This is a genomic window from Hymenobacter sp. BT18 (genome assembly GCF_012273015.1).
Taxonomy (GTDB): domain Bacteria; phylum Bacteroidota; class Bacteroidia; order Cytophagales; family Hymenobacteraceae; genus Hymenobacter; species Hymenobacter lutimineralis.
Window position 1 is genome coordinate 521,532 of sequence record NZ_CP050954.1, and the last position, 19,939, is coordinate 541,470.

General features: G+C 61.5%; 16 protein-coding genes. 9 read left to right on the top strand and 7 right to left on the bottom strand.

Annotated features, from left to right (window positions below; all coding sequences use genetic code 11):
* Window positions 1-65: 65 nt before the first annotated feature.
* The 5 genes from HER32_RS02265 to recQ form a co-directional block, all read right to left on the bottom strand.
* Complete coding sequence (locus HER32_RS02265) at window positions 66-881, bottom strand: helix-turn-helix domain-containing protein (RefSeq protein WP_149069274.1); 816 nt, start codon at window positions 879-881, stop codon at window positions 66-68.
* Window positions 882-1,004: 123 nt separating this feature from the next.
* Window positions 1,005-1,919 (bottom strand): hypothetical protein, encoded by a 915-nt coding sequence (locus tag HER32_RS02270; RefSeq protein WP_168680207.1) that lies wholly within the window; start codon window positions 1,917-1,919, stop codon window positions 1,005-1,007.
* A 31-nt stretch (window positions 1,920-1,950) separates the two neighbouring features.
* Window positions 1,951-2,718, bottom strand: a complete 768-nt coding sequence (locus HER32_RS02275) for a hypothetical protein (RefSeq protein ID WP_168680209.1) — start codon at window positions 2,716-2,718, stop codon at window positions 1,951-1,953.
* Window positions 2,719-2,808: 90 nt separating this feature from the next.
* Complete coding sequence (locus tag HER32_RS02280; RefSeq protein WP_168680211.1) at window positions 2,809-3,513, bottom strand: DUF2306 domain-containing protein; 705 nt, start codon at window positions 3,511-3,513, stop codon at window positions 2,809-2,811.
* 182 nt (window positions 3,514-3,695) lie between these two features.
* Window positions 3,696-5,972, bottom strand: coding sequence for a DNA helicase RecQ (gene recQ / locus HER32_RS02285; protein WP_168680213.1), 2,277 nt, complete (start codon window positions 5,970-5,972; stop codon window positions 3,696-3,698).
* Between the two features lie 158 nt (window positions 5,973-6,130).
* Here recQ and HER32_RS02290 point away from each other — a divergent pair, with 158 nt between their 5' ends.
* The gene (locus HER32_RS02290) at window positions 6,131-6,475 is read left to right on the top strand and encodes a four-helix bundle copper-binding protein (RefSeq protein ID WP_168680215.1); all 345 of its coding nucleotides are present in this window, start codon (window positions 6,131-6,133) and stop codon (window positions 6,473-6,475) included.
* A 165-nt stretch (window positions 6,476-6,640) separates the two neighbouring features.
* On the opposite strand, the gene HER32_RS02295 is transcribed toward HER32_RS02290, so the two are convergent.
* Window positions 6,641-8,533, bottom strand: coding sequence for an alpha-amylase family glycosyl hydrolase (locus HER32_RS02295; protein WP_168683192.1), 1,893 nt, complete (start codon window positions 8,531-8,533; stop codon window positions 6,641-6,643).
* A gap of 180 nt (window positions 8,534-8,713) precedes the next feature.
* On the opposite strand from HER32_RS02295, the gene HER32_RS02300 reads away from it, so the two are divergent.
* Window positions 8,714-9,892 carry a dienelactone hydrolase family protein gene (locus HER32_RS02300; protein ID WP_168680217.1) on the top strand — a complete coding sequence of 393 codons (1,179 nt, stop codon included), beginning with the start codon at window positions 8,714-8,716 and terminating at the stop codon, window positions 9,890-9,892.
* A gap of 37 nt (window positions 9,893-9,929) precedes the next feature.
* Here HER32_RS02300 and HER32_RS02305 read toward each other — a convergent pair whose 3' ends face one another.
* The gene (locus HER32_RS02305) at window positions 9,930-11,114 is read right to left on the bottom strand and encodes a class I SAM-dependent RNA methyltransferase (protein WP_168680219.1); all 1,185 of its coding nucleotides are present in this window, start codon (window positions 11,112-11,114) and stop codon (window positions 9,930-9,932) included.
* Window positions 11,115-11,318: 204 nt separating this feature from the next.
* Between HER32_RS02305 and HER32_RS02310 the strand changes: the two genes are divergently transcribed.
* The 7 genes from HER32_RS02310 (at window position 11,319) to HER32_RS02340 (ending at window position 19,816) form a co-directional block, all read left to right on the top strand.
* Entirely contained in the window at window positions 11,319-11,987 is a 669-nt protein-coding gene (locus tag HER32_RS02310) for an aquaporin (protein ID WP_168680221.1), read from the top strand.
* Window positions 11,988-12,032: 45 nt separating this feature from the next.
* Window positions 12,033-12,611, top strand: coding sequence for a Zn-dependent protease (locus HER32_RS02315; protein ID WP_168680223.1), 579 nt, complete (start codon window positions 12,033-12,035; stop codon window positions 12,609-12,611).
* 50 nt (window positions 12,612-12,661) lie between these two features.
* Complete coding sequence (locus tag HER32_RS02320; RefSeq protein ID WP_197748861.1) at window positions 12,662-14,059, top strand: sugar MFS transporter; 1,398 nt, start codon at window positions 12,662-12,664, stop codon at window positions 14,057-14,059.
* A gap of 235 nt (window positions 14,060-14,294) precedes the next feature.
* Window positions 14,295-15,068 carry a bacteriorhodopsin-like gene (locus tag HER32_RS02325; RefSeq protein WP_168680233.1) on the top strand — a complete coding sequence of 258 codons (774 nt, stop codon included), beginning with the start codon at window positions 14,295-14,297 and terminating at the stop codon, window positions 15,066-15,068.
* A gap of 101 nt (window positions 15,069-15,169) precedes the next feature.
* The gene (locus HER32_RS02330) at window positions 15,170-16,180 is read left to right on the top strand and encodes a Brp/Blh family beta-carotene 15,15'-dioxygenase (protein ID WP_168680235.1); all 1,011 of its coding nucleotides are present in this window, start codon (window positions 15,170-15,172) and stop codon (window positions 16,178-16,180) included.
* 75 nt (window positions 16,181-16,255) lie between these two features.
* A complete protein-coding gene (gene murB / locus HER32_RS02335; RefSeq protein WP_168680244.1) occupies window positions 16,256-17,287 on the top strand; it encodes a UDP-N-acetylmuramate dehydrogenase in 1,032 nt (343 codons plus the stop codon).
* A gap of 231 nt (window positions 17,288-17,518) precedes the next feature.
* Entirely contained in the window at window positions 17,519-19,816 is a 2,298-nt protein-coding gene (locus HER32_RS02340) for a phospholipase D-like domain-containing protein (protein ID WP_149069261.1), read from the top strand.
* Window positions 19,817-19,939 lie beyond the last annotated feature (123 nt).

The window sequence follows — 19,939 nt, forward strand, 5'->3', positions numbered from 1 at the left end:
TTTAGCATTTCAGCGGAGGTGCGCCATCCGCAATTTTATCATCACCTTACGCCTTGCCGCGCCGCTTAGGCTTTCTTCATGGTGCTTACCTGCTGCTGCAGATCGAGCACGATGCTGGCCAGGCGGGTGAGCGAAAGGTCGGCAATGGGGAAAGTGCTGCTGATGTAAGCCTTGGCTTCCCAGATTTCCACCACGTCCTCCACGTCGATTTCGTAGGGCGAGTATAGGGGGTTGTCGGAGTGCAGGGAAAGCATGGCGCCATCCTTAAGACGGTTGAACACGCGCTTAAACACAATACCCTCCTTGGAGCTGACCACGATGCAGGGCGTGCCATCCTTCAGACTCAGCCAGTCGTCCACGTAGCGGCCCACAATGACGGTACCACTGGCAATGGGCAACATAGAGTCGCCGGCAATTTCAAAGGCGCGGTAGGTACCGGTATTGCCCAGCATGGGCAGGCGGAACTTGGGCAGCTCCTCCAGGTACTCGGGGTCGGCGTAGCCATTGAGGTAGCCAGCAGCAGCCTTCTGAGGCACCAGCTCAATGTTCTCGTTCTGCTCCTTGTCAACGGTGAGGGCCAGGATGCGCAGGTTGCCATTGGGCCGGCCAGAGGCCGCTGTTTCGGCCAGCGTAGTCGCCTGGGCTTGCTGCAGTTGCTGCGCGGCCTTGGCGTTCTTGCGCTTGCTAAAATCGGTGGTGACCAGCTGATCGAGGGAAATGCCAAACAGCCGGGCCATGTTCACCAGGGTGGTGAGCTTGGGCTCGGCGCGGCCTTCTTCGTAGGCGCCCACCAGGGAGCGTTTGATACCCAGTTTTTCGGCCATTTGAGCCTGGGTCAGGCTCAGTTCACGCCGCCAGAATTTTAGATTGGTATTAATCATTGCGCAGAAAGGAGCCGGGAAAACGCTGCAAAGACAAGCAAGTACCGGCTCACGAAGATACGAACCCCACTACGCGAATACTAATTCAATTAGCTGAAATTTTTGCTAAAAATTTTATGGCAGCTACAGACTATCGGTGCTGGCCAGTTCTGTTGCCTGTACACCTGCTTCTGCTGAGTCCTCCGCTTTTAGTGCGCCGGGCTCGGCCCACCACTCGTCGTTCTGCCAGTACGTGTCCCAGCCCAGCTTGGCATACTTCGGGTTAAAATCCGGGTCCCGCTCCCCTATCGTGAATTCGGCGAAGACGTCCTGTCGGAAGCTCATAATGTTGCTAACCCACACTACTGCTTTTTGCTGCTGGGTGTCGGGGTTCGTCCACTTCCCGTCAAACAATATTTCGCCGCCGCGAGAATTAAATTGCCGATTTCGGCAGAAGGCACTTAGCTCTCCTTCCTCCGATACTAAGAACTCAACTATCACGTCGCCGGAGAAAGTACCAGCCCCTTTGTGGCCGGCAGCCTCCGTGAAAGTAAACTTCCCAAGCGCCACGTAGGCATTCAGCTGATTCTGTTCATCTACGTATTTGCGCCAGCCCTTTCCCTTCTCGCCTTTGGGCACCGTCATCTTCGGCTGGTTGGTTAGCTGCGTGAGCATAATTTCACCCGAAAACGGCGTAACAACCTTTTTGTACCGGTTCTTGCCCTGCACAAAGTAATGGGCTGGATTAACTGAATCCTGCCGCACCTTTAACATGGCAAACTCTATGCGGTAGTGGTCAGGGCCGTAGAAACCATTCATAATTTCATGGTCATCAGGTTCCTTAGCAATCAGGCTGGCAACGTTATACTCCTTCAAAAACTTCAGCTCATTGATAGATAGGCCTGAAGTCGCGCTGTTACTAACGGCTGACGGAGCCGCTGGCGCGGTCTGTACAGTTTCGGTGGTAGCCGAGGCAGTAGCAGCGGCTGGCGTACTGGCAGGTTGCTGCTGGCAGGCAAGCAGGCCCAGCAGCGCGAAAGGCAGGATGCGCTTTGGCATAAGTCGATTAGATAAAACGTACGTAGAGCAATTATAAAACGGGTTCTTCGGCCTCGGCCCACCATTCCTCGTTTTCCCAATAGCGGTTCCAGCCTACCCGGGCGTATTTGGGGTTGATGTGCATGCCCCGGTCGCCAATGTAAAACCGGTCCATGACGGTATGGGCAATATCCATAAAGTTGCTGGCCCACACAATCTTTACGGGCTGCGGGTGCGCGGCACTGGCCCACTGGCTGGTGAACGTGGCTCCCTCACCAGGCGTCATAAAGCCGAATTCTTCGCCCCGAGCCGGCATGTACGTCAGCCCCACCGCAGTGTGCGAAAAGGTCATAGCCAGCGTGCCAGTAAATACGCCCGCGCCTTCTTCGGCCGGGCTTTCTGTTAGCCGAAACCGGCCCGTAACCTTGTAGTGCGCCAGCGCTTTGAAGTCCGAAGCCCTGACCTCCGGCTTGACTTTGCGAATGGATGTGAGGGTGATGGTGCCGCGAAAGGGCATAATCCGCTCCCGCTCCCGGCTTTTGCCTTCTACGTGGTAGACGGTTGGGTTCTTGCCGTCGCGGCGCAATTGTTTATACACGATGTCCAGGCGGCGGTATTGCGGGCCCATGCAGCCCAGCATTGTTTGGGCCTCAGCTTTTTTCGCGTGCAGGTGCCACAAGGGTGCCAGGTTGAATTGGCGGAACAGACTCTGGGAGCTGGCGGCCGTTTTGGTGCGGACCGGAGCGGCTTTCGGGGATTTAGCAGGCGGGGCAGCCGCCGTGGCAGCTACCAGGGCCACCAGCATCAGAAGCAGTTTCATGGTATAACTTGAAAAAGTGGATGCTAACCTGATGCGCTGCTTTTTACCCTGGTCAGCAACCAGTATGCACCAAAAGCAGCCGACGGCGGGCTACACCGCTACGGCCTCGGCCCGCGGGCCTACGAGAGTCGTAAACCGCGCCTTTCGCAGCAGCCGGCGGGCCAGCCCAGCCTGCACCAGCACTTCGGCCAGCACCAGGTTGCCCGTCCAGGAAAGCCACGTAACGGTGAGGTAGGTTTCGATGGGCTTGGTGCCAAACAGGTAAAAGAGGCCGTAGCTTTCCAGGCGCAAACTCATGGCGGCCAAGGTCACGGCGAAGGAGCGAATCATCCACTCCGTGTGGGCTTCCCAGCGGCGCTGCCGGGCCAGACGGTAGGCCTGCCAGGTACTTAGCCACCACACCACGCACTGCAGCGTGAAGCCCACTTTGGCTACCAGCCCGCCATTGGCAAAGGCGGCGAGTATTAGCCCCGATGGCGCTGCCAGGGCCAGAATGGTTATTACGTATAGCTTGCCCAACCTGCGGTGCCAGGTGGCCCGCCCCCGAAACCACTGCGGAAAGAACTGCAGCAGCCCGGCCGCCAGCACCCACAGGCTGCTGGTGATGTGCACGTAAAAACCTACCCGAAACAGGATGCTTTCGTTGGTGGCGTCGGACTTAGTGGTGAGAAAGTGAATGCCCGGCTCCAAGGATAAATAGGGCCACACTTTGGTCGCCATCAGCACCGTGAAGGCCACCACGCCCGCGCCCGCCAGGAGCTGCATAACTCGCGCAACGGAAACGGGTGACAACATAGATATAGGTGGCTAAGCCGGTATGCTGGTGCATAACGCAGCACGTATATTCTTATGATAGGATATAGCAAATATTTTTTGAGCATCGGGGCGGGCTGTTTACGCCCCGCGCCGATGCTCATTCTGCTGGTAGACTACCGCCTTTTGGTGGTGAGGCCCGCGCCTAGCTTCGCTGCTTGTGCCTACTCCCCGCGCAGCTTCTTAAAATACATCAAAGCCAAACGCAGGCGGAAATAGTCGTACTTCTCACGCAGGTGGTCGAACAGGTCGCGGAGCATGGGGCTGTTGCCGAGCTGAGCCTGGGCCGTCTGAATTTCGACCAGCTCCTGGGGCTTCAGGAAGTCCTCGATGCGCAGCTCGTAGCCCCGCCCAAATAGTGTAGACAGGTGGGTTTGGATGGTGCCCACGGCCAGGCCGCGCCGCTCGGCAATGGCCTCCACGCTCAGGCCCATGCGGTGCAGCTGGAAAGTGGTTTCCATCGTGCCGTTCACGTCGGCGGAGGCGGCCGCTGTGGCAGCAACCGTTTCCTTTGGGCGGCGGGTGCGCGGGGCTTTAGGCTGCTCGGGCTCAAACTCTTCGGCATCCTCGTCCAGCTCGGCCAGGGCAGCGGGGTTACCCCCGTGGGCCAGCACTTCCCGGATAAAGGCTTCCCCGTAGGTTTCAAACTTCTTCATACCCACCCCCGAAATAGCGAGCATAGCTGTGCGGTTGACGGGGCGCTCCACGGCCATTTCCTGCAAAGTGGAATCGGTGAAGATAACGTAAGGCGGCACGCCCTGCTCGTCGGCGATGCGCTTGCGCAGGGCACGGAGAGCTTCAAACAGCTGGGCCTCGCGCGTGGCGGGAGCAGCTTTGGCCGCGGCAGCCGCAGCGCCTTTACGGCCTTTGGTGGGCTTTTCGGCTTTTTCGGTGGGTTGAAACTTCTTCATGGGCACGGGCCGCTGGGCTTGCAGCACTTCCCGGCCCAGGTCCGTAATTTTCAGCGCGTAGCCTTCCTCATACGCAATGTAGAGCAGGCCGTCGTTCAGCATCTGGTGGATGTAGCTGTACCAGTCCAGGTAAGGCAGGTCGCGGCCGGCGCCATAGGTCTTGATCTGGTCGTAGCCGCCGCTGAGCACGGCCTGGTTGCGCATGCCGCGCAGCACGTCGATGAGCAGGGTCAGGCTCATCCGCTCCCGGCCCCGCACCACGGCCGACAGCGCCTTCTGGGCCAGCTCGGTGCCATCGAAGGTAGTAGGCGGGTTGCGGCAAATGTCGCAGTTGCCGCAGTCCTGGGGCAGGGTTTCGCCGAAGTAGTTGAGCAGGATTTTGCGGCGGCAGCTGGCAGCCTCGGCAAACTGCTGCATACGCTCCAGCTTAGTGAGGTTGAGCTGGGTGAGCTTGGGGTCGTCCTTGGACAACATTTCCCGCAAGCTCATCACATCGGCAAAGGAGTAAAACAGCACAGCCGTGGCGGGGCTGCCGTCGCGCCCGGCCCGCCCGATTTCCTGGTAGTAGCCCTCAATGTTCTTGGGCAGGTTGTAGTGAATTACCCAGCGCACGTTGCTCTTGTCGATGCCCATGCCGAAGGCAATGGTGGCCACAATCACCTGCAAATCATCCTTCAAAAACGCCTCCTGCACAGCCCCGCGCTGGTTGGACGTCATGCCGGCGTGGTAGTAGCCGGCCTTCACGCCCTTGGCCTGGATTTTCTGGGCCAGGGTTTCGCACTGCTTGCGCGAGAGGCAATAGATGATGCCGGCCTCGCCGGGGTGGCGCTCCAGAAACTCCAGAATGCCGCCCACACGGTCCTGGCCCGGGCGCACAATCAGGTTGAGGTTGGGCCGGTCGAAGCTGGAAAGGAAAACGCGCGGCTCCTGCAGACGCAGCTGCGTCTGGATGTCGCGCTGGGTGAGGCGGTCGGCGGTGGCGGTAAGGGCAATGATGGGCACGCGCGGGAACTGCTCCCGCAACACCCGCAACTGGGTATACTCAGGCCGGAAATCGTGGCCCCAGCTGGAAATACAGTGCGCTTCATCGATGGCGAACATGCTGATGCGCAGGCGCTTCATAAACGTCAAGAACCCTTCCGACAAAAGCTTCTCGGGGCTCACGTACAGCAGCTTGAGGTAGCCGTTGAGGGCCTCGCCGGTAATGGCCTGCTGCTCACTCTGGCCCACGCTGCTGTTGATGTAGGCCGCCGCAATGCCGTTGGCTTTCAGGGCTTCCACCTGGTCTTTCATCAGGGCAATGAGCGGCGAAACCACCACGCAGAGGCCCTCTTGCACCACGGCCGGCACCTGGAAGCACACCGACTTGCCCCCGCCGGTGGGCATAAGCACCACCGTATCCTGCCCCGCCATGATGTGCCCGATGATATCCTCCTGCATAGGCCGGAACGTGTCGTAGCCGTAGTATTGCTTGAGGACGCGACGGGCAGATTCGAGGGTTGGAGCGAGGGGTTCGGCAGCAAATAACATGGGGTAAAGATACGGCTAATCGAGGCGGAGTGAAAGACGTAAGATAACCACGGGCGGGCGGGAATGGTGCACCTTGGCGCGCAAATCCTGCACGGCCGGTTGGCTCTCAGCCCCGTACAACGAAGGAGGTATTCATTTCCCGAATTTTCACCTACCTTATGACTACATCCCCTGCCTCCGCTACCCAAAACCAAACCGTACTCGATGCCCTAAGCCGCTGCGCGGCCGCCTGCGAGCAATGCGCCACTGCCTGCCTGCAAGAGGAGCACGTGCACATGATGGTGCCCTGTATCCGCCTCGACCGGGACTGCGCCGACATCTGCCGCCTCACCGCCGCTTTCATTGCCCGCGGCTCCGACCACGCCAAGCACGTGCTGAAAGAGTGCATCGAAATCTGCCAGAAGTGCGCCGACGAGTGCGGCCAGCACCAGCACGACCACTGCCAGCAATGCGCCGAAGCCTGCCGGGCCTGCGTGGCCGCCTGCCAGCAGTACGCGGGCTAAGACACGGATTGTCCCGGCGAGGACACAACTATCCATCCGGTAAGGCACCCAGCCGCCTGGAAGTAGAAAGCCCTTTTCCGTTGCTCACGGAAAAGGGCTTTCTGGTAAAAGAACACTGAGACGTCGATCAGGCCGGCCACCGCGCCATGACGGCGCAGTGATTTACTACTTCATCAACTCCAACACCACGGCCGTTTTGGCGGGCAGCTGCAGGGTTTTGATGTCGCTCAGGGTTTCGCCCGTCAGCACGTTGCGGGCCTTGGTGAAGCCTTTCATGCGCTCCGAGAAGCGGGCCGTGGGCAGGGTAGCGGGTTTGTCGGTGCTGTTGGTGGCAACCATCACCGTACCAGTAGCATCGTAGCGGAAGTAGGCGTAAAGGCCATTTTCGGGCAGGTACTGCATCAGCTTGCCCGAGCTAAGCGCAGGATGGGTTTTGCGATAGGTGGCCAACGTGCGCACAAAGTTGAAGGCGTCGTTTTCGGCGGCGTTGCGGCCGGCGGCGGTGAACTTGTTTTCCTTGTCCTCGGGCCAGCCGCCGGGGAAGTCGCGGCGTACCTCGGCATCACTGGGGTCTTTGTAGTTCTTCATCAGAATCTCCGTGCCGTAGTACATGCTCGGGATGCCGCGGGTGGTCAGCAGCCAGGTAAGGCCCATCTTGAACTTGCTGATGTCCTCGCCTACTTCGGAGAGGAAGCGGTTGTGGTCGTGGTTATCGAGGAAGGTGACCAGCTTTTCGGGGGCTACGTACAGGCCGTCCTGGGCCAGGGCCTGGTAGAGGCGCTGGGTGCCGTTGTCCCAGCCGGTGGCATCTTTGCCGCCTACTTCCCGCAGGCCGGCCAGCATGGCGTTTTCCACCACGAAATCAAGTCCGCCAGGCTGGTTGGACTTAAACGGGAAAGCCACCTTGTTGCGCACATAGTAGGCCTGGTCCACCACGTTATTCACGGCCGACTCCCCGAAGATGTGAATCTTGGGATATTCCTGCAGCAGCGCCGCGTTGCAGCGGTTCATGAAGGGCTGGTCGTTATACATGTAGGTATCGATGCGCCAGGCATCTACCCCAAACGTTTCCACTGACCACAGCGCGTGCTGAATCAGGAAGTTGGCCACGTAGGGGTTCTGCTGGTTGAGGTCGGGCAGGAAGGGCACAAACCACCCATCCAGGGTCACCTTCCGGTCGATGTAGGCGGAGTGCGGGTCGGTGATGGGCTGCTGGCGGTAGCTGGTGTTGGTGTAGGTGGGCCACTGGTGCAGCCAGCTTTTCATGGGCAAGTCGCGCACAAACCAGTGGTTGATGCCCACGTGGTTGTACACGGCATCCTGCACCACCTTCAGGCCGGCGGCGTGGGCCTGCTGCACGTAGGATTTGTAGGCCGCGTTGCCACCCAGGCGGCGGTCTATCTGGTAGTGGTCGGTGAAGCCATAGCCGTGGTAGGCCGAGCGCATGGCCCCGCCCTCGTTGGTGAGCGGCTGGTCGTTTTCGAGCACGGGCGTAAACCACACGGCCGTCACGCCCAGGTCTTTGAGGTAGCCGATGCGCTGGGCCGCCCCCTGCAGGTCGCCGCCGTGGCGGTAGAAAGGGTTGGTGCGGTCGGCGTTGGGGTCGGCCATGCTGGCCACCTTGTCGTTGTTGGGGTCGCCGTTGGCAAACCGGTCGGGCATGGCCAGGTAAATGAAATCGGCCTGCGTAACGCCCTGGCCCTTGGCGGCGGGGTTGCGCAGAAGCAGCTCCCAGGTGCGCGTCACGGTTTGCGCGCCTTTTTTGCCCACAATGCTCACCTTACCGGGCTTGGCCGTGGCGGCAATGGTGAGGTCCAGAAAGGCGTAGTTGGGGTTTTCGACGGTGCTGGCTTTCGTCAGCTTCACGCCGGGGTAGGTGATGGTATAGGTAAGCGTGCCCGCATTGGGCCCGTACACCAGCAGCTGGACGTTGGGGTTTTTCATGCCCACAAACCAGTTGGTTGGATTCACGCGCGTAATGGCCGGAGCCTGGGCTGCCGCCCAGAGCGGCAGCAGCAGGGCCGCCAGCAGGAGCCGGTAAAACAGGGTTTTGCTCATAATGGGTAAGGGGATGTTGACGGGAACGGGCAAGTTAGCGGATGGTTACCGGAAAACTGCCGTTCAGGAAACGACTTCCGGCCTAACGGCAAGCTTTCCGCGGCCGCAAATTCCTGGCGCGACAGGCAACGGCGGCTGCCCGGGCGGCATCTGAGGTCTATAAACCCTTCCTTTATGCATATGCCCCGTGTTCTGTCCGCTGGCGTTCTGCTGGCCCTGCTATTGTTCACCCCGGGCGTACGCGCCCAATCAGTTTCCTACGCCCAGCTGCTGGAAACGGCCGCCCAGCAGCTCAGTCAGAAAAACTACTGCGAGGCCACTGCCACCTTTGCCCAGGCCTTTGCCGACAGCACCCAGGCTGGCCCGTTCGACCTGTACGCCGGGGCCGGGGCCGCCGCCCAGTGCCCCGGCCGGCAACCCCAGGCTATGCGCTGGCTGCTGCTACTCTCGCGGCAGCCCCACCTTTCCATCAGCACCCGCGACGTGGACAACATGGCCCGGGAAGAAAGCCTGCGCAGCCTGCACACCCTGCCCGGTTGGCCCCGCTTCCTGACCAATATGCGGCAAGCCGCCGCGCGCCACACCACCGAAACACAGCGCGTAGCCACCGTGTGGCAAAGCACGGCCCGGGGCCAGGCGCTGCCCGTGCCCGCGCAGCAAGGTGTTTTTGTACCCGCCCGGCCCGGTTTTGCCTTGTACTATGCTCCCGTCGATACCGTGCAGGTACCCTACCTGGTCTACGTGCCCGCCACCTATCAGCCAGACCGCCCCACCGACCTCATTGTGTATCTGCACGGCGGCGTGGCCACTACCACCCAGTTTCAGGCTGCTGACCCGGGTGTGGCCCAGGAACCCATTTTTGCCATTGCTGCCACCCGAAACGCCCTGGTGCTGTACCCCTTCGGCCGCCAGTCCTTTGGCTGGCTGGAGCAGCGGGCAGCTCTGGACAACGTGCACCAGATGATAGCCCAGGTAAAGCAGCGTTACCACGTGGATAGCCGCCGCGTATACCTGGGCGGTATGTCCAACGGCGGCACGGCGGCCTTTTGGTTTGCCTGCCAGTCGCCCAAGGGCTTTGCCGGTTTCTTTGCCCTCTCGGCGCTGCCCGCTAGCGCCCTGGGGCCACTGAAATTCCGGCAGCTGCGGCGCGGCTCCCCCCTGTATTCCCTGCACGCCGAGGACGACCAATTGTACACCTACCCAAAGGTGGCTGCCATCTACGCGCAGCACAAGGCCCAGGCCCGGCAGTGGCATTTTCTGTCCCAGCCCACCGGCGGCCACAGCTTCCTCTACGCCCCCGAAGGCCCGGCCCTGCTGGACATGGTATTGGCCCAGATAATGCAGCGGCCAGCCCGCTAAGACGGGTTGGATTTCGGGCTACCTTCCCTTTGACACATTACTCCTGCTTTGCCTTTCGGGTGCCTTGGTAGAGCTCGTACTTGAGCAGACGGCAGTCGATTGGGCCATTGTAGAGGGGGATGCGGCGGCTGGTTTTCAGGCCGATGCGCTTGGCGGCCTCCAGGTTGCCGGTAAACACGTAGGCGTCGTAGCCCTGGAAGCCGGTTTTGAGCGTGTCGCCGATGGTTTTGTAGAGGGCTTCCATCTCCGCTTCCTCCCCAATCCGTTCCCCGTAGGGCGGATTCATCATTACAATGCCGGGGTCTTCCTTAGCAGGCGCTTTTGCCTCTTTCACGTCGCGCACGCCCAGCCGGATAAAGTCTTCCAGGTCGGCGGCGGCCACGTTTTCGCGGGCCAGCTCAATGTATTCCCGGCTCAGGTCGGAGCCAGCCAGGTAGGCCTGGGGGTCTTCCAGGCGCATTTGGCGCGCGTCCAGCTGCACCGATTCCCAGAGGGCCGCGTCGAAGTCCGGCCAGTTCTCGAAGCCAAACTTGCCCTGGTGGTAGAGGCCGGGCGCAATGCGCTGGGCAATGAGGGCCGCCTCGGTGAGCAGGGTGCCGGAGCCGCACATGGGGTCAATGAAGGGCTTGCGGCCGTCCCAGCCACTGAGCAGGATGAGGCCGGCGGCCAGGGCCTCGTTGAGCGGGGCCACATTGGTTTGCTGGCGGTAGCCGCGCTTGTGCAGGGATTCGCCGGAGGCATCGAGGCTGAGCACCACCTCGTTCTCAATCATGTGCAGGTGCAGGCGAATGTCGGGGTTTTTCACGTCCACGCTGGGGCGGTGCCCGAGGCGGTTGCGGAACTGGTCCACAATGGCATCCTTGGTAAGCTGGGCCACATACAGGGAGTGCTCAAACGACGACTTGTTCACCACGGCCGTGATGGCGAAGGTCTGATCGGGCCGGAGGTAGTCCTGCCAGTTCAGGCGGCTTACTTCCCGGTACAGGGCTTTTTCGTCGCGGGCATAGAAGTCGGCGAAGGGCCGCAGGATGCGCATGGCGGTGCGGCACCACAGGCAGGCTTCGTAGAGCAGCTGCTTGTTGCCGGTGAACTCCACGGCCCGCGTGCCTACTTTTTCAACTTTAGCGCCCAGGTCCCGCAGCTCCTGGGCCAGCACTTCTTCCAGCCCAAACTGGGTGGTGGCAGTCATATAGAACGGGGCGGAGCGGCGGTTGTCAGCCATTGATTGCGGAGGAAAAAGGGGAAACGATAAGGCAAAGGTCGGCATTGTTGCCCAGCAACCCAGCACCGAGGGCCGGGGCGGGGCAGCGCAAGAACCAGCGGCGGCAGTATCTTCCGGCCGCTGCCGAGCCGTTTCGCCGTTCCCGCGGCCCGGCGCTTCCTCTCCCTGCCTAGGTTAGCACTGCTTTACTTTTTCCTTTGCCGCATGAGTTTTCCGCAGAAATACGTTTCCGAGGCGCTGGGCACCTTTGCCATTATATTCTGCGGTACCGGCGCCATCGTCATCAACCAGGAAACGCACGGCGCCATCACCCACGTGGGTGTGGCTACTACCTTCGGGCTAATCGTCATGGCCATGATTTACGCGCTGGGCGGCATCTCAGGAGCACACTTCAACCCAGCCGTAACGGTAGCCTTTGCCGCAGCCCGCACTTTTGCGTGGGGGCAGGTGCTGCCCTACATCGGGAGCCAGCTGGCCGGAGCCACCCTGGCCAGTGCCCTACTGCGCTACTTATTTCCCGGTAATGCTCTGCTGGGCGCCACCCTGCCGGCCGGGCCCGTGGGGCAGTCGTTGGTGCTGGAGCTGGTGCTTACCTTTCTGCTGATGCTGGTGATTCTGAGCGTGGCCCAGGGCTCCCGGGAGCAGGGCCTGTTTGCCGGACTGGCCATTGGTTCGGTGGTGCTGCTGGAAGCCATGTTTGCGGGCCCCATCTGCGGGGCTTCCATGAATCCGGCCCGCTCCTTCGGCCCTGCCCTGGTGTCGGGCCACCTGGAGCACCTGTGGCTTTACGTAGTGGCTCCAACGGCCGGGGCACTGGGGGCGGTGCTTATCTGGCGGTTTCTGCGGCCGGCGGCTTTTTCTGCTGAGGCATAGTCCGTGCGGCCTGCTGTTCTTTTCCCAGTCATCATTTGCTTGCTGATGAGCAGCTGCGGACTGCGGCCCTCTACCCGGCCGGTGCTGGTTCTGCAGCCGTTCCGGGGCTTTCCCAGCCCACTCTTCGACTCCGTTCACCGCCAGATCCAACGCCTGTATCCACTGGTAGTGCAACGGCCGGCGGCGGCATTGCCCAGGTCGGCCTACTATGCCCCACGCCACCGCTACCGCGCCGACTCCCTGCTGCACTTTTTGGTTGGGCGGCACCAGCCCGATACCGTGGTCATTGGCCTGACCCAGCAGGATATCAGCACCACCAAGAATGGGGTGCGCGACTGGGGGGTGATGGGCCTGGGCTACTGCCCGGGCCGCGCCTGCGTAATTTCCAGCTTCCGGTTGAAGCGGCGCAACCTAAGCACGCAGTTCTACAAGGTCGTCCTGCACGAAATCGGTCACACTCAGGGGTTGCCGCACTGCACCACGCGCACCTGCTTTATGCGTGATGCCGAAGGAGGCAACCCCACGGACGAGGAAACCAGCTTCTGCCGGGCCTGTACCGGGCACTTGCAAAGCCGGGGCTGGAAACTGGCTAGTCAAAGCCTAGTTCTCCCAAAAACTCCGTAGCATTGCTTAGCCGGCCTGCAGGCCGGCTTTTCCTTTCAACTACGCCCTGCATGGCTGCTCCCATTCGTTCTTCTGCTTCCGCCTCCACCCTTACCGCGCCGGCTCGCTCCTACGCCCTGCCCATGCTGGCCATGACGAGCTTGTTCTTCTTGTTCGGAGCCGTCACCAACTTCAACGACGTGCTCATGCCCTACCTCAAGGACGTGTGCCAGCTCACCGATCTGCAGTCGTCGTTGGTGCAGTTCGCGTTTTTTGGGGCTTACTTCCTGATGTCGTTGCCGGCGGGCTACGTGCTGCGCAAGCTGGGCTACCAGCGCGGCATTGTGTTGGGGCTGCTGGTGATGGCCGCCGGGGCGCTGCTGTTTGTGCCGGCCGCTAACTCGCGCACGTTTGGCATGTTTCTGCTGGGTTTAAGCGTACTGGGCGCGGGCATTACCCTCCTGCAAGTAGCAGCCAACCCTTACGTATCCATTCTGGGGCCGGCCAGTCGGGCCGCCAGTCGGGTGAGCGTGGTGGGCGTGGCCAACAACTTCGGGGGCACCCTCTCGCCCCTGCTGGGCGGCATACTGCTGTTTGGCGGCTCGGTGGCCCTCAAAGCCAAGCTGGCCGCTATGCCCGCTGCCCAGCGCCTGGCCGAGGAAGCCACTCTGGTAAAAGGCCCGTACATCGGGCTGGCCGTGTTTCTGGCAGTGCTGGCCGGCACCTTTGCCCTGCTGAAGCTGCCCGAGCTGGAAACTTTTGCCGATGAAGAAGCCGACGTGCTGCCAGCTGCCGCCGGCCGCCGTTCGGCCCTGGCATATCCGCATCTGGTGCTGGGGGTAGTAGCTATTTTCCTGTACGTGGGCGTGGAAGTAGGGCTGGGGTCCTTTCTTATCCGCTACGGGGAGGCCCAGGGCATCAGCCAGCTGAGCGGCTTCACCCAGGCCCTGGTGCGGGGCCTCAACGTGGCCGTCAACTTCATTGCCGTGCTGCTCGGCCAGGCCCCCGCTCCCATCGATACCACGGCGGGCTTCACCAAGGCCGTAGGCGCCGTGCTGGTGGCTTCCTACTGGTTTGGCTCGTTGGTGGGCCGGGTGGTGGGCATCCCGCTGCTCAGCCGCTGGGATGCCCGCAAGCTGCTCGTGGCCGTATGCGCCGCCGGCGTGGGGCTGGTGCTGGCCTCCATTGCCACCCAGGGCGAGGCCGCCCTGTGGCTGATTGTGCTCTGCGGGTTGATGAACTCCATTATGTGGCCCGTCATCTTCCCGCTAGCCATCAAAGGGCTGGGGCCACTCACCAAGCAGGGCTCCTCTTACCTGATTATGGCCATTGTAGGCGGGGCTGTGGTCCCCCTGCTCATGGGCTGGGTAGCTACCCACGGGGGCGGCCTGCGGGTGGCTTTCGTGCTGCCGGCCCTGTGTTACGCCTATCTGCTATACTACGCCCTGCGGGGCTACCGGGTGCGGTAGCAAAACTAAGTAGCCGGCCCTACACAAAAGCGGGTCAGAACCAGGCAATGGCTGGTTCTGACCCGCTTTTGTGTAGGGCAAACTCCATCCGCCGAAGCCCGAAAATTACCGTGGCACCGGCTGCGGAGCTTATTTTATTTTTTTGTTGAATGTTTTACAGCAAAAGGTTAAACATTAAAACATACTACTTTCTTAATGTAGGGTAAATTCTTTCTCACCCTCAACCCTTTACCCCATGCAAACGGTATTACTCGACATCATGCGCATTCCCGTAGACGACCCAGTGGCGTTTACCTTTTTCACGGGGTACATGGCCATGGCCGCGGCCTCGGTATTCTTCCTGTTTGAGCGCAGCACTGTTACGGACAAGTGGAAAACGTCGCTGCTGGTTTCGGGCCTGATTACGGGCATCGCCGCCGTGCATTATTACTACATGCGCGACTACTACGTAACTACCCACGAAACGCCCGTTGCCCTACGCTACATCGACTGGACGCTGACCGTGCCGCTCATGGTGGTGGAATTCTACCTGCTGGTACGGGCGGCCGGGGCCAAAGCCTCCCTGCTCTGGAAACTGATTCTAGCGGCCGTCATCATGCTGGTGTTCGGCTACATCGGGGAAGCCTTTACCGATGGCTCCATGAGCCACTCCGTACTGTGGGGCACGCTTTCCACGGTGGGCTATGTGTACATTCTGTACTCGGCCTGGATGGGTGAGGTGGCCCAGCTGGCGGCAGCCTCCAACTCGGTAGCCGTGCAGAAGGGCGTACGGGCCCTGGCCTGGTTTATTCTGGTGGGCTGGGCTATTTACCCCATTGGCTACATGGCCATGCCCGGCGGCTGGCTCGGGCCCGATGGTGCCGGCCTGCTGCGCCCCCACGACCTGGACCTGCTGTACAACATTGCGGATGCCATCAATAAAATCGGCTTTGGCTTGGTGGTATACGGCATTGCCCGCAGCGAATCGGCGGTGAAAGTAGCCCCGGCCAGCGCCACCTCGGTGGTATAGCGGCCGCTCGCTCTTCCCCGCACTTTCTGGAATTCACCGGCTGGCAGGCTGCGTTGCCCAACCCCGGGTCGCGCAGCCTGTTTGCCTTTCCCTCCCTTCGTATGCAGCGGCAACCTTCTTCCGCGGCGGCGCCTCCCTGGCCCGCGCGCTATTACTCCTACGCGGCCGTAGGCCTGCTCATCGGGCTGGGGCGACTGGCGCCGGCCCACGCCGGACTGGTACTGGGCGTACCACTGGCCGTAGGCATGGTGGTGCTGGGCGTGGCCCACGGCGCCTGCGACCAGCTGATTGTGCCGGCGGCGGCCCCCGCCGCCCACCCGCTGCGCAACTGGCGCTATTGGGTGCGGTTTCTGGCGGGCTACCTCGGCTTGGCGGCGGTTGTGGGCCTGGGCTGGTGGCAGTGGCCGGGCGCTACCGTTGCCCTGTTCTTTCTGCTCACTATGTGGCACTGGGGCTCGGCCGATGCGCCGCCGCCTACGCTGGTGCCGGTAGCTGGTTGGCTCAGTCATAGCCTGCTGCGGGGCATGCTGCTGTTTGCGGTGCCCGCTGCCTGGTGGCCCGCCGAAACGGCCAGCATTGTAAACGACTTGTTGCACTTCACCGGGGCCACTCCCGTGCCAGCGCATACGTTTGGAACGGTGGCCGGGTGGATGGGAGCTGCCGTGGCGGCCGGGCATGTGGGCCTCTGGCTCTGGTATGCCCGAAACCGGCGCTGGGCGCTGCTGAGCCGGGAGCTGGTGGAGCTGCTGGTCCTGGCTGGCCTGCTGCTGCTGCTGCCGCCGCGCTGGTCGGTGGCGGTGTACTTTGTGTTCTGGCACAGCCTGCAGCACGCGCTGCGCCTGACGGGTTGGCTGGGCTATGGCCCCCAGGAGCTACCAATAGGCCGAACCCTGCTGCCGCAGCTAGGTTTTTTTCTGCGCCGGGCCGCGCCGCTGCTGCTGGTAAGCTGCGCCGCGCTGCTGGTGCTGGGCCGCCTGCTGGCTAGCCACCTCCCCGACGCTGCTGCCTGGTTTAGCCTGGCGCTGGTGGTTGCCTCCATCGTGACGCTGCCCCACGCCCTGCTGGTTACGCTGGTGATGGATGCGCCTCAGCGACGGCGCCCGGCCGCCTGAGCCGGCGTATCGGTATTACCACGCCGGAGCCGGCCGCAACCCCTTACCTTTGCCGGAAACCATTCTCTCCGCCCGATGCTGACGCCGGCCCCGACCCTTGACCACAACGTTTCTCTGCGCCCTTTCAACACCTTTGGCATTGAAGTGAAAGCCCGGCTGTTTGCCCGCTTTCGGTCGGTGGAGGAGCTGCAGGCGCTGCTGGCCCTTCCGGCGGTGCAGCAGGCGGAGAAGCTGGTGCTGGGTGGCGGCTCCAACCTGCTGTTTACCCGGGACTTTGAGGGCGTGGTGCTGAAAAACGAAATCAACGGGCTGGACATCATCAGTCAGGACGAGGACACGGCGCTGGTGCGGGCCGGAGCCGGGGAAAGCTGGCACGGCCTGGTCCAATACACCCTGGAGCAGGAACTCAGCGGCATCGAAAACCTGTCGTTGATTCCGGGCACGGTGGGGGCCGCGCCGCTGCAGAATATCGGCGCCTACGGGACCGAGCTGAAAGACACCTTCGAACACCTGGAAGCGCTGGAAATTGCCACTGGCCAGCTGCGCACCTTCTCGCACGCCGAGTGCGGGTTCGGCTACCGGGAGTCGGTATTCAAAGGGCCGCTGAAAAGCCGCTATATCGTGACGGGGGTGGTCCTGCGCCTGCGTCGCCGTCACCAGGCCAACGTCAGCTACGGGGCCATCCGCACTACCCTCGACGATATGGGCATCGGGCCCGAGCCCACGCCCCGGCAGGTGAGCGAGGCCGTGGTGAGCATCCGCCGCAGCAAGCTCCCCGACCCAACCGAAATTGGCAACGCCGGCTCGTTTTTCAAAAACCCCGAGCTTTCCCAGCAGAAATATGACGAGCTCAAAGCCCAGTACGCCGACCTGCCCGGCTACCCCGTGCCCGGCGGTGTGAAGGTGCCCGCCGCCTGGCTGATTGAGCAGTGTGGCTGGAAAGGCCGCCGCCTGGGTGCCCACGGCGTGCACGACCGGCAGGCGCTGGTGCTGGTGAACCACGGCGGGGCGCAGGGCGAGGATATCCGCAACCTGGCATTTGAAATCATTGCCTCCGTGCGCGAGAAGTTCGGCGTGGAACTGCATCCGGAGGTGAACATTCTGTAGGTGCTGCGGGCAGCAGAACAACCCTCACAACCCGACCGCAATTGTATTCACCCCCCCGAATATTCACCTTGTTCGGGCTCATTGCCGTGCCCGGCGCCTGGCGGGCTGAAATAGAATATAACAAAATCTTTACCGGGCAAAGCGTTCAGCCTGACGGGAGTTTACTGGAAAGTGTGGATATTTGAAGCCTGATTTTCTGTCCGGGTTCTTCTGCACTCATTTCCTCCTTTCATGAAAAAATTTACTCTTCTGGCGCTCTTGTGCGGCGGGCTGGCCTCGCAGCCCCTGCTGGCACAAAGCGTAAGTACCATTGCTGAAGCCCGCGCGGGCGGCGTCGGCAAAACCGTGACCGTACGCGGCATTGTGACCAACGGACCGGAGCTGGGCGTCATTCGCTACCTCCAGGACAAACAAGCCGGCCTGGCCGCGTATTCGGCCTCGGCCGCGGGCTTCAACACCCTGGTGCCCGGCGACAGTATTGAGATTACCGGTACGCTGAAGGACTACAACGGCCTGCTGGAAATGGACCCGGTAACCAAGGTTGAGAAGCTGGCTTCGGGCAAAACCGTAACGCCCGTTACGGTATCGGCCGCGCAGGCCGCCACCGTATTTGCCGAGGCCTACGAGTCGCGGCTGGTGCGCATTGATGGTAACAGCAGCGTGCAGACCCTGGCCGGAGCCACGTTTGCCACCTTCGGCGGCAACACCAACTACCGCCTCAACGGCCAGAGCAACCTGGCTTTCCGCGTTAACAACGCGTCTACTGGCACCACCGGCATTGTGGGCAAGCCCGCACCGGCCGGGCAGTTCGATGTCATCGGCATCATGAGCCAGTTTACGTCGTCGGGCTCGGGCGGCTACCAGCTGCTGCCCCGCCTCTACGCCGACTTCCGCCTGGGCGGCACGCCTAACCTCACGGCCCAGCCCATGGCTACGAGCCTCACCAAAACAGGCTTCACAGTGGTCTTCTCCACCGAAAACCCCGGCTCTACCAAGGTAGAATACGGTCTGACGCCTACCCTGGGCAAGCAAGTAGAAACCACCACGGCTACCACCACCCACAGCACCACGCTCACCGATCTGGAAGCCGGCCGTATCTACTACGTGCGCGTTTCTTCCACCAATGCCGTAGGTACTACCACGTCGAGCATCGTGCCCATGGCCACGGTTTCGAATTCTACCGGCGACATCAAGGTCTACTTCAACCGCTCCGTGGACGTAACCAAGGCTCTGCCGAACAATGCTGCTAAGCAGCTTCTCTTGGCCAACGACGATACGCTGATCAAGTACATTGAGCGGGCCCGCAAAACCATCGACGTGGCGGCCTATAGCTTCAATATGACCGGCATCAAGAACATTCCGGAGGCGCTGAACGCGGCGTTTGCCCGGGGTGTGCGGGTGCGCGTGGTGTACAACACGGAAAGCGGTGCCGCCCCCGAAGGTATTCTGGCGCTGAACGCGGGTATTGGCAAGCTGGGCCGCAATACGGCCCGCAACATCATGCACAACAAGTTTCTGATCTTCGACGCCGAGGACGAAAACCCCAACAAGGCTATTGTGTGGACGGGCTCGATGAACCTGACCGGCGGCCAGATGAACACCGACCCCAACTCCGCCGTGATTGTGCAGGACCAGACTCTGGCCCGTACCTACCAGATTGAGTTCGAGGAAATGTTCGGTTCCAGCACCGACAAGCCCGGCGCCGGCAAGTTCGGCCCCGATAAGCAGGACAATACGCCCCATCACTTCCTCATTGGCGGCCGCCAGGTTGAGCAGTACTTCAGCCCCTCCGATAACGTAAATACGCGCCTGCTCGAAACCATCGGCACCGCCGACCACGACCTGCACGTAGGCACCATGCTCATCACGCGCTCCGACCTAGTGAATGCCATCCGGGAGCGGGTGGAAGCCAACGGCATCAAGGACTGCACGGAAGTGCTGGTGGACAATAATACCGACGGCCCCGACCAGTTTGCCGCTCTTACGGCTCTGCTCGGCGACCGGGCTCAGGTATACTCCCAAACTCAGCAAGGCATCTTCCACCACAAGTACGTACTCGTGGACGCCGGTGCCCCCGACTCCGATCCGACTACCTGGGTAGGCTCGCACAACTGGAGTAACTCGGCCGCCAACGGCAACGACGAAAATACGCTCGTCATCCACGACAACCTCATTACGAACCAGTACTACCAGGAGTTTGCCGCTCGTATGGCCGGCCAGACCACCAAAGTTGCCTTGTGTGATTTTGTCGTAACGGGCACCCGCGCCGGCAAGCTTCAGCAGCAGGGCCTGCAGGTGTACCCCAACCCCGCCCGGGGCGCCTTCAGCCTGAAGCTGACGCAGTCGAAAGCCCGCACCGCCACCATCACTCTGCGCGACGCCACCGGCCGCGAAGTGCTGACCTTGACCAAGCCTCTGGCTGCCGGCCAGGACCTGACGGTGGACGCCACGGGCTTGCGCCCCGGCCTCTACCTGGTGCAGGTGGTAACGCCCGAGGCTACGCAGGTAAGCCGCGTGGTAGTGCAGTAAGGCATTTGTTAGCTGTTGGCTAATAGCTTCGGGCATAAGACAAGAGCGGCTTCCTTCCGGGAGCCGCTCTTGCTATTTTGGAGTGGTGCAGCCGCTAACAGCTAATAGCCATCAGCTAAAAGC

Coding starts and splice junctions, on each gene's coding strand:
- HER32_RS02265 (WP_149069274.1), bottom strand. CDS start 881: ATGATTAATACCAATCTAAAATTCTGGCGGCGTGAACTGAGCCTGACC.
- HER32_RS02270 (WP_168680207.1), bottom strand. CDS start 1,919: ATGCCAAAGCGCATCCTGCCTTTCGCGCTGCTGGGCCTGCTTGCCTGC.
- HER32_RS02275 (WP_168680209.1), bottom strand. CDS start 2,718: ATGAAACTGCTTCTGATGCTGGTGGCCCTGGTAGCTGCCACGGCGGCT.
- HER32_RS02280 (WP_168680211.1), bottom strand. CDS start 3,513: ATGTTGTCACCCGTTTCCGTTGCGCGAGTTATGCAGCTCCTGGCGGGC.
- recQ (WP_168680213.1), bottom strand. CDS start 5,972: ATGTTATTTGCTGCCGAACCCCTCGCTCCAACCCTCGAATCTGCCCGT.
- HER32_RS02290 (WP_168680215.1), top strand. CDS start 6,131: ATGACTACATCCCCTGCCTCCGCTACCCAAAACCAAACCGTACTCGAT.
- HER32_RS02295 (WP_168683192.1), bottom strand. CDS start 8,533: ATGAGCAAAACCCTGTTTTACCGGCTCCTGCTGGCGGCCCTGCTGCTG.
- HER32_RS02300 (WP_168680217.1), top strand. CDS start 8,714: ATGCCCCGTGTTCTGTCCGCTGGCGTTCTGCTGGCCCTGCTATTGTTC.
- HER32_RS02305 (WP_168680219.1), bottom strand. CDS start 11,114: ATGGCTGACAACCGCCGCTCCGCCCCGTTCTATATGACTGCCACCACC.
- HER32_RS02310 (WP_168680221.1), top strand. CDS start 11,319: ATGAGTTTTCCGCAGAAATACGTTTCCGAGGCGCTGGGCACCTTTGCC.
- HER32_RS02315 (WP_168680223.1), top strand. CDS start 12,033: ATGAGCAGCTGCGGACTGCGGCCCTCTACCCGGCCGGTGCTGGTTCTG.
- HER32_RS02320 (WP_197748861.1), top strand. CDS start 12,662: ATGGCTGCTCCCATTCGTTCTTCTGCTTCCGCCTCCACCCTTACCGCG.
- HER32_RS02325 (WP_168680233.1), top strand. CDS start 14,295: ATGCAAACGGTATTACTCGACATCATGCGCATTCCCGTAGACGACCCA.
- HER32_RS02330 (WP_168680235.1), top strand. CDS start 15,170: ATGCAGCGGCAACCTTCTTCCGCGGCGGCGCCTCCCTGGCCCGCGCGC.
- murB (WP_168680244.1), top strand. CDS start 16,256: ATGCTGACGCCGGCCCCGACCCTTGACCACAACGTTTCTCTGCGCCCT.
- HER32_RS02340 (WP_149069261.1), top strand. CDS start 17,519: ATGAAAAAATTTACTCTTCTGGCGCTCTTGTGCGGCGGGCTGGCCTCG.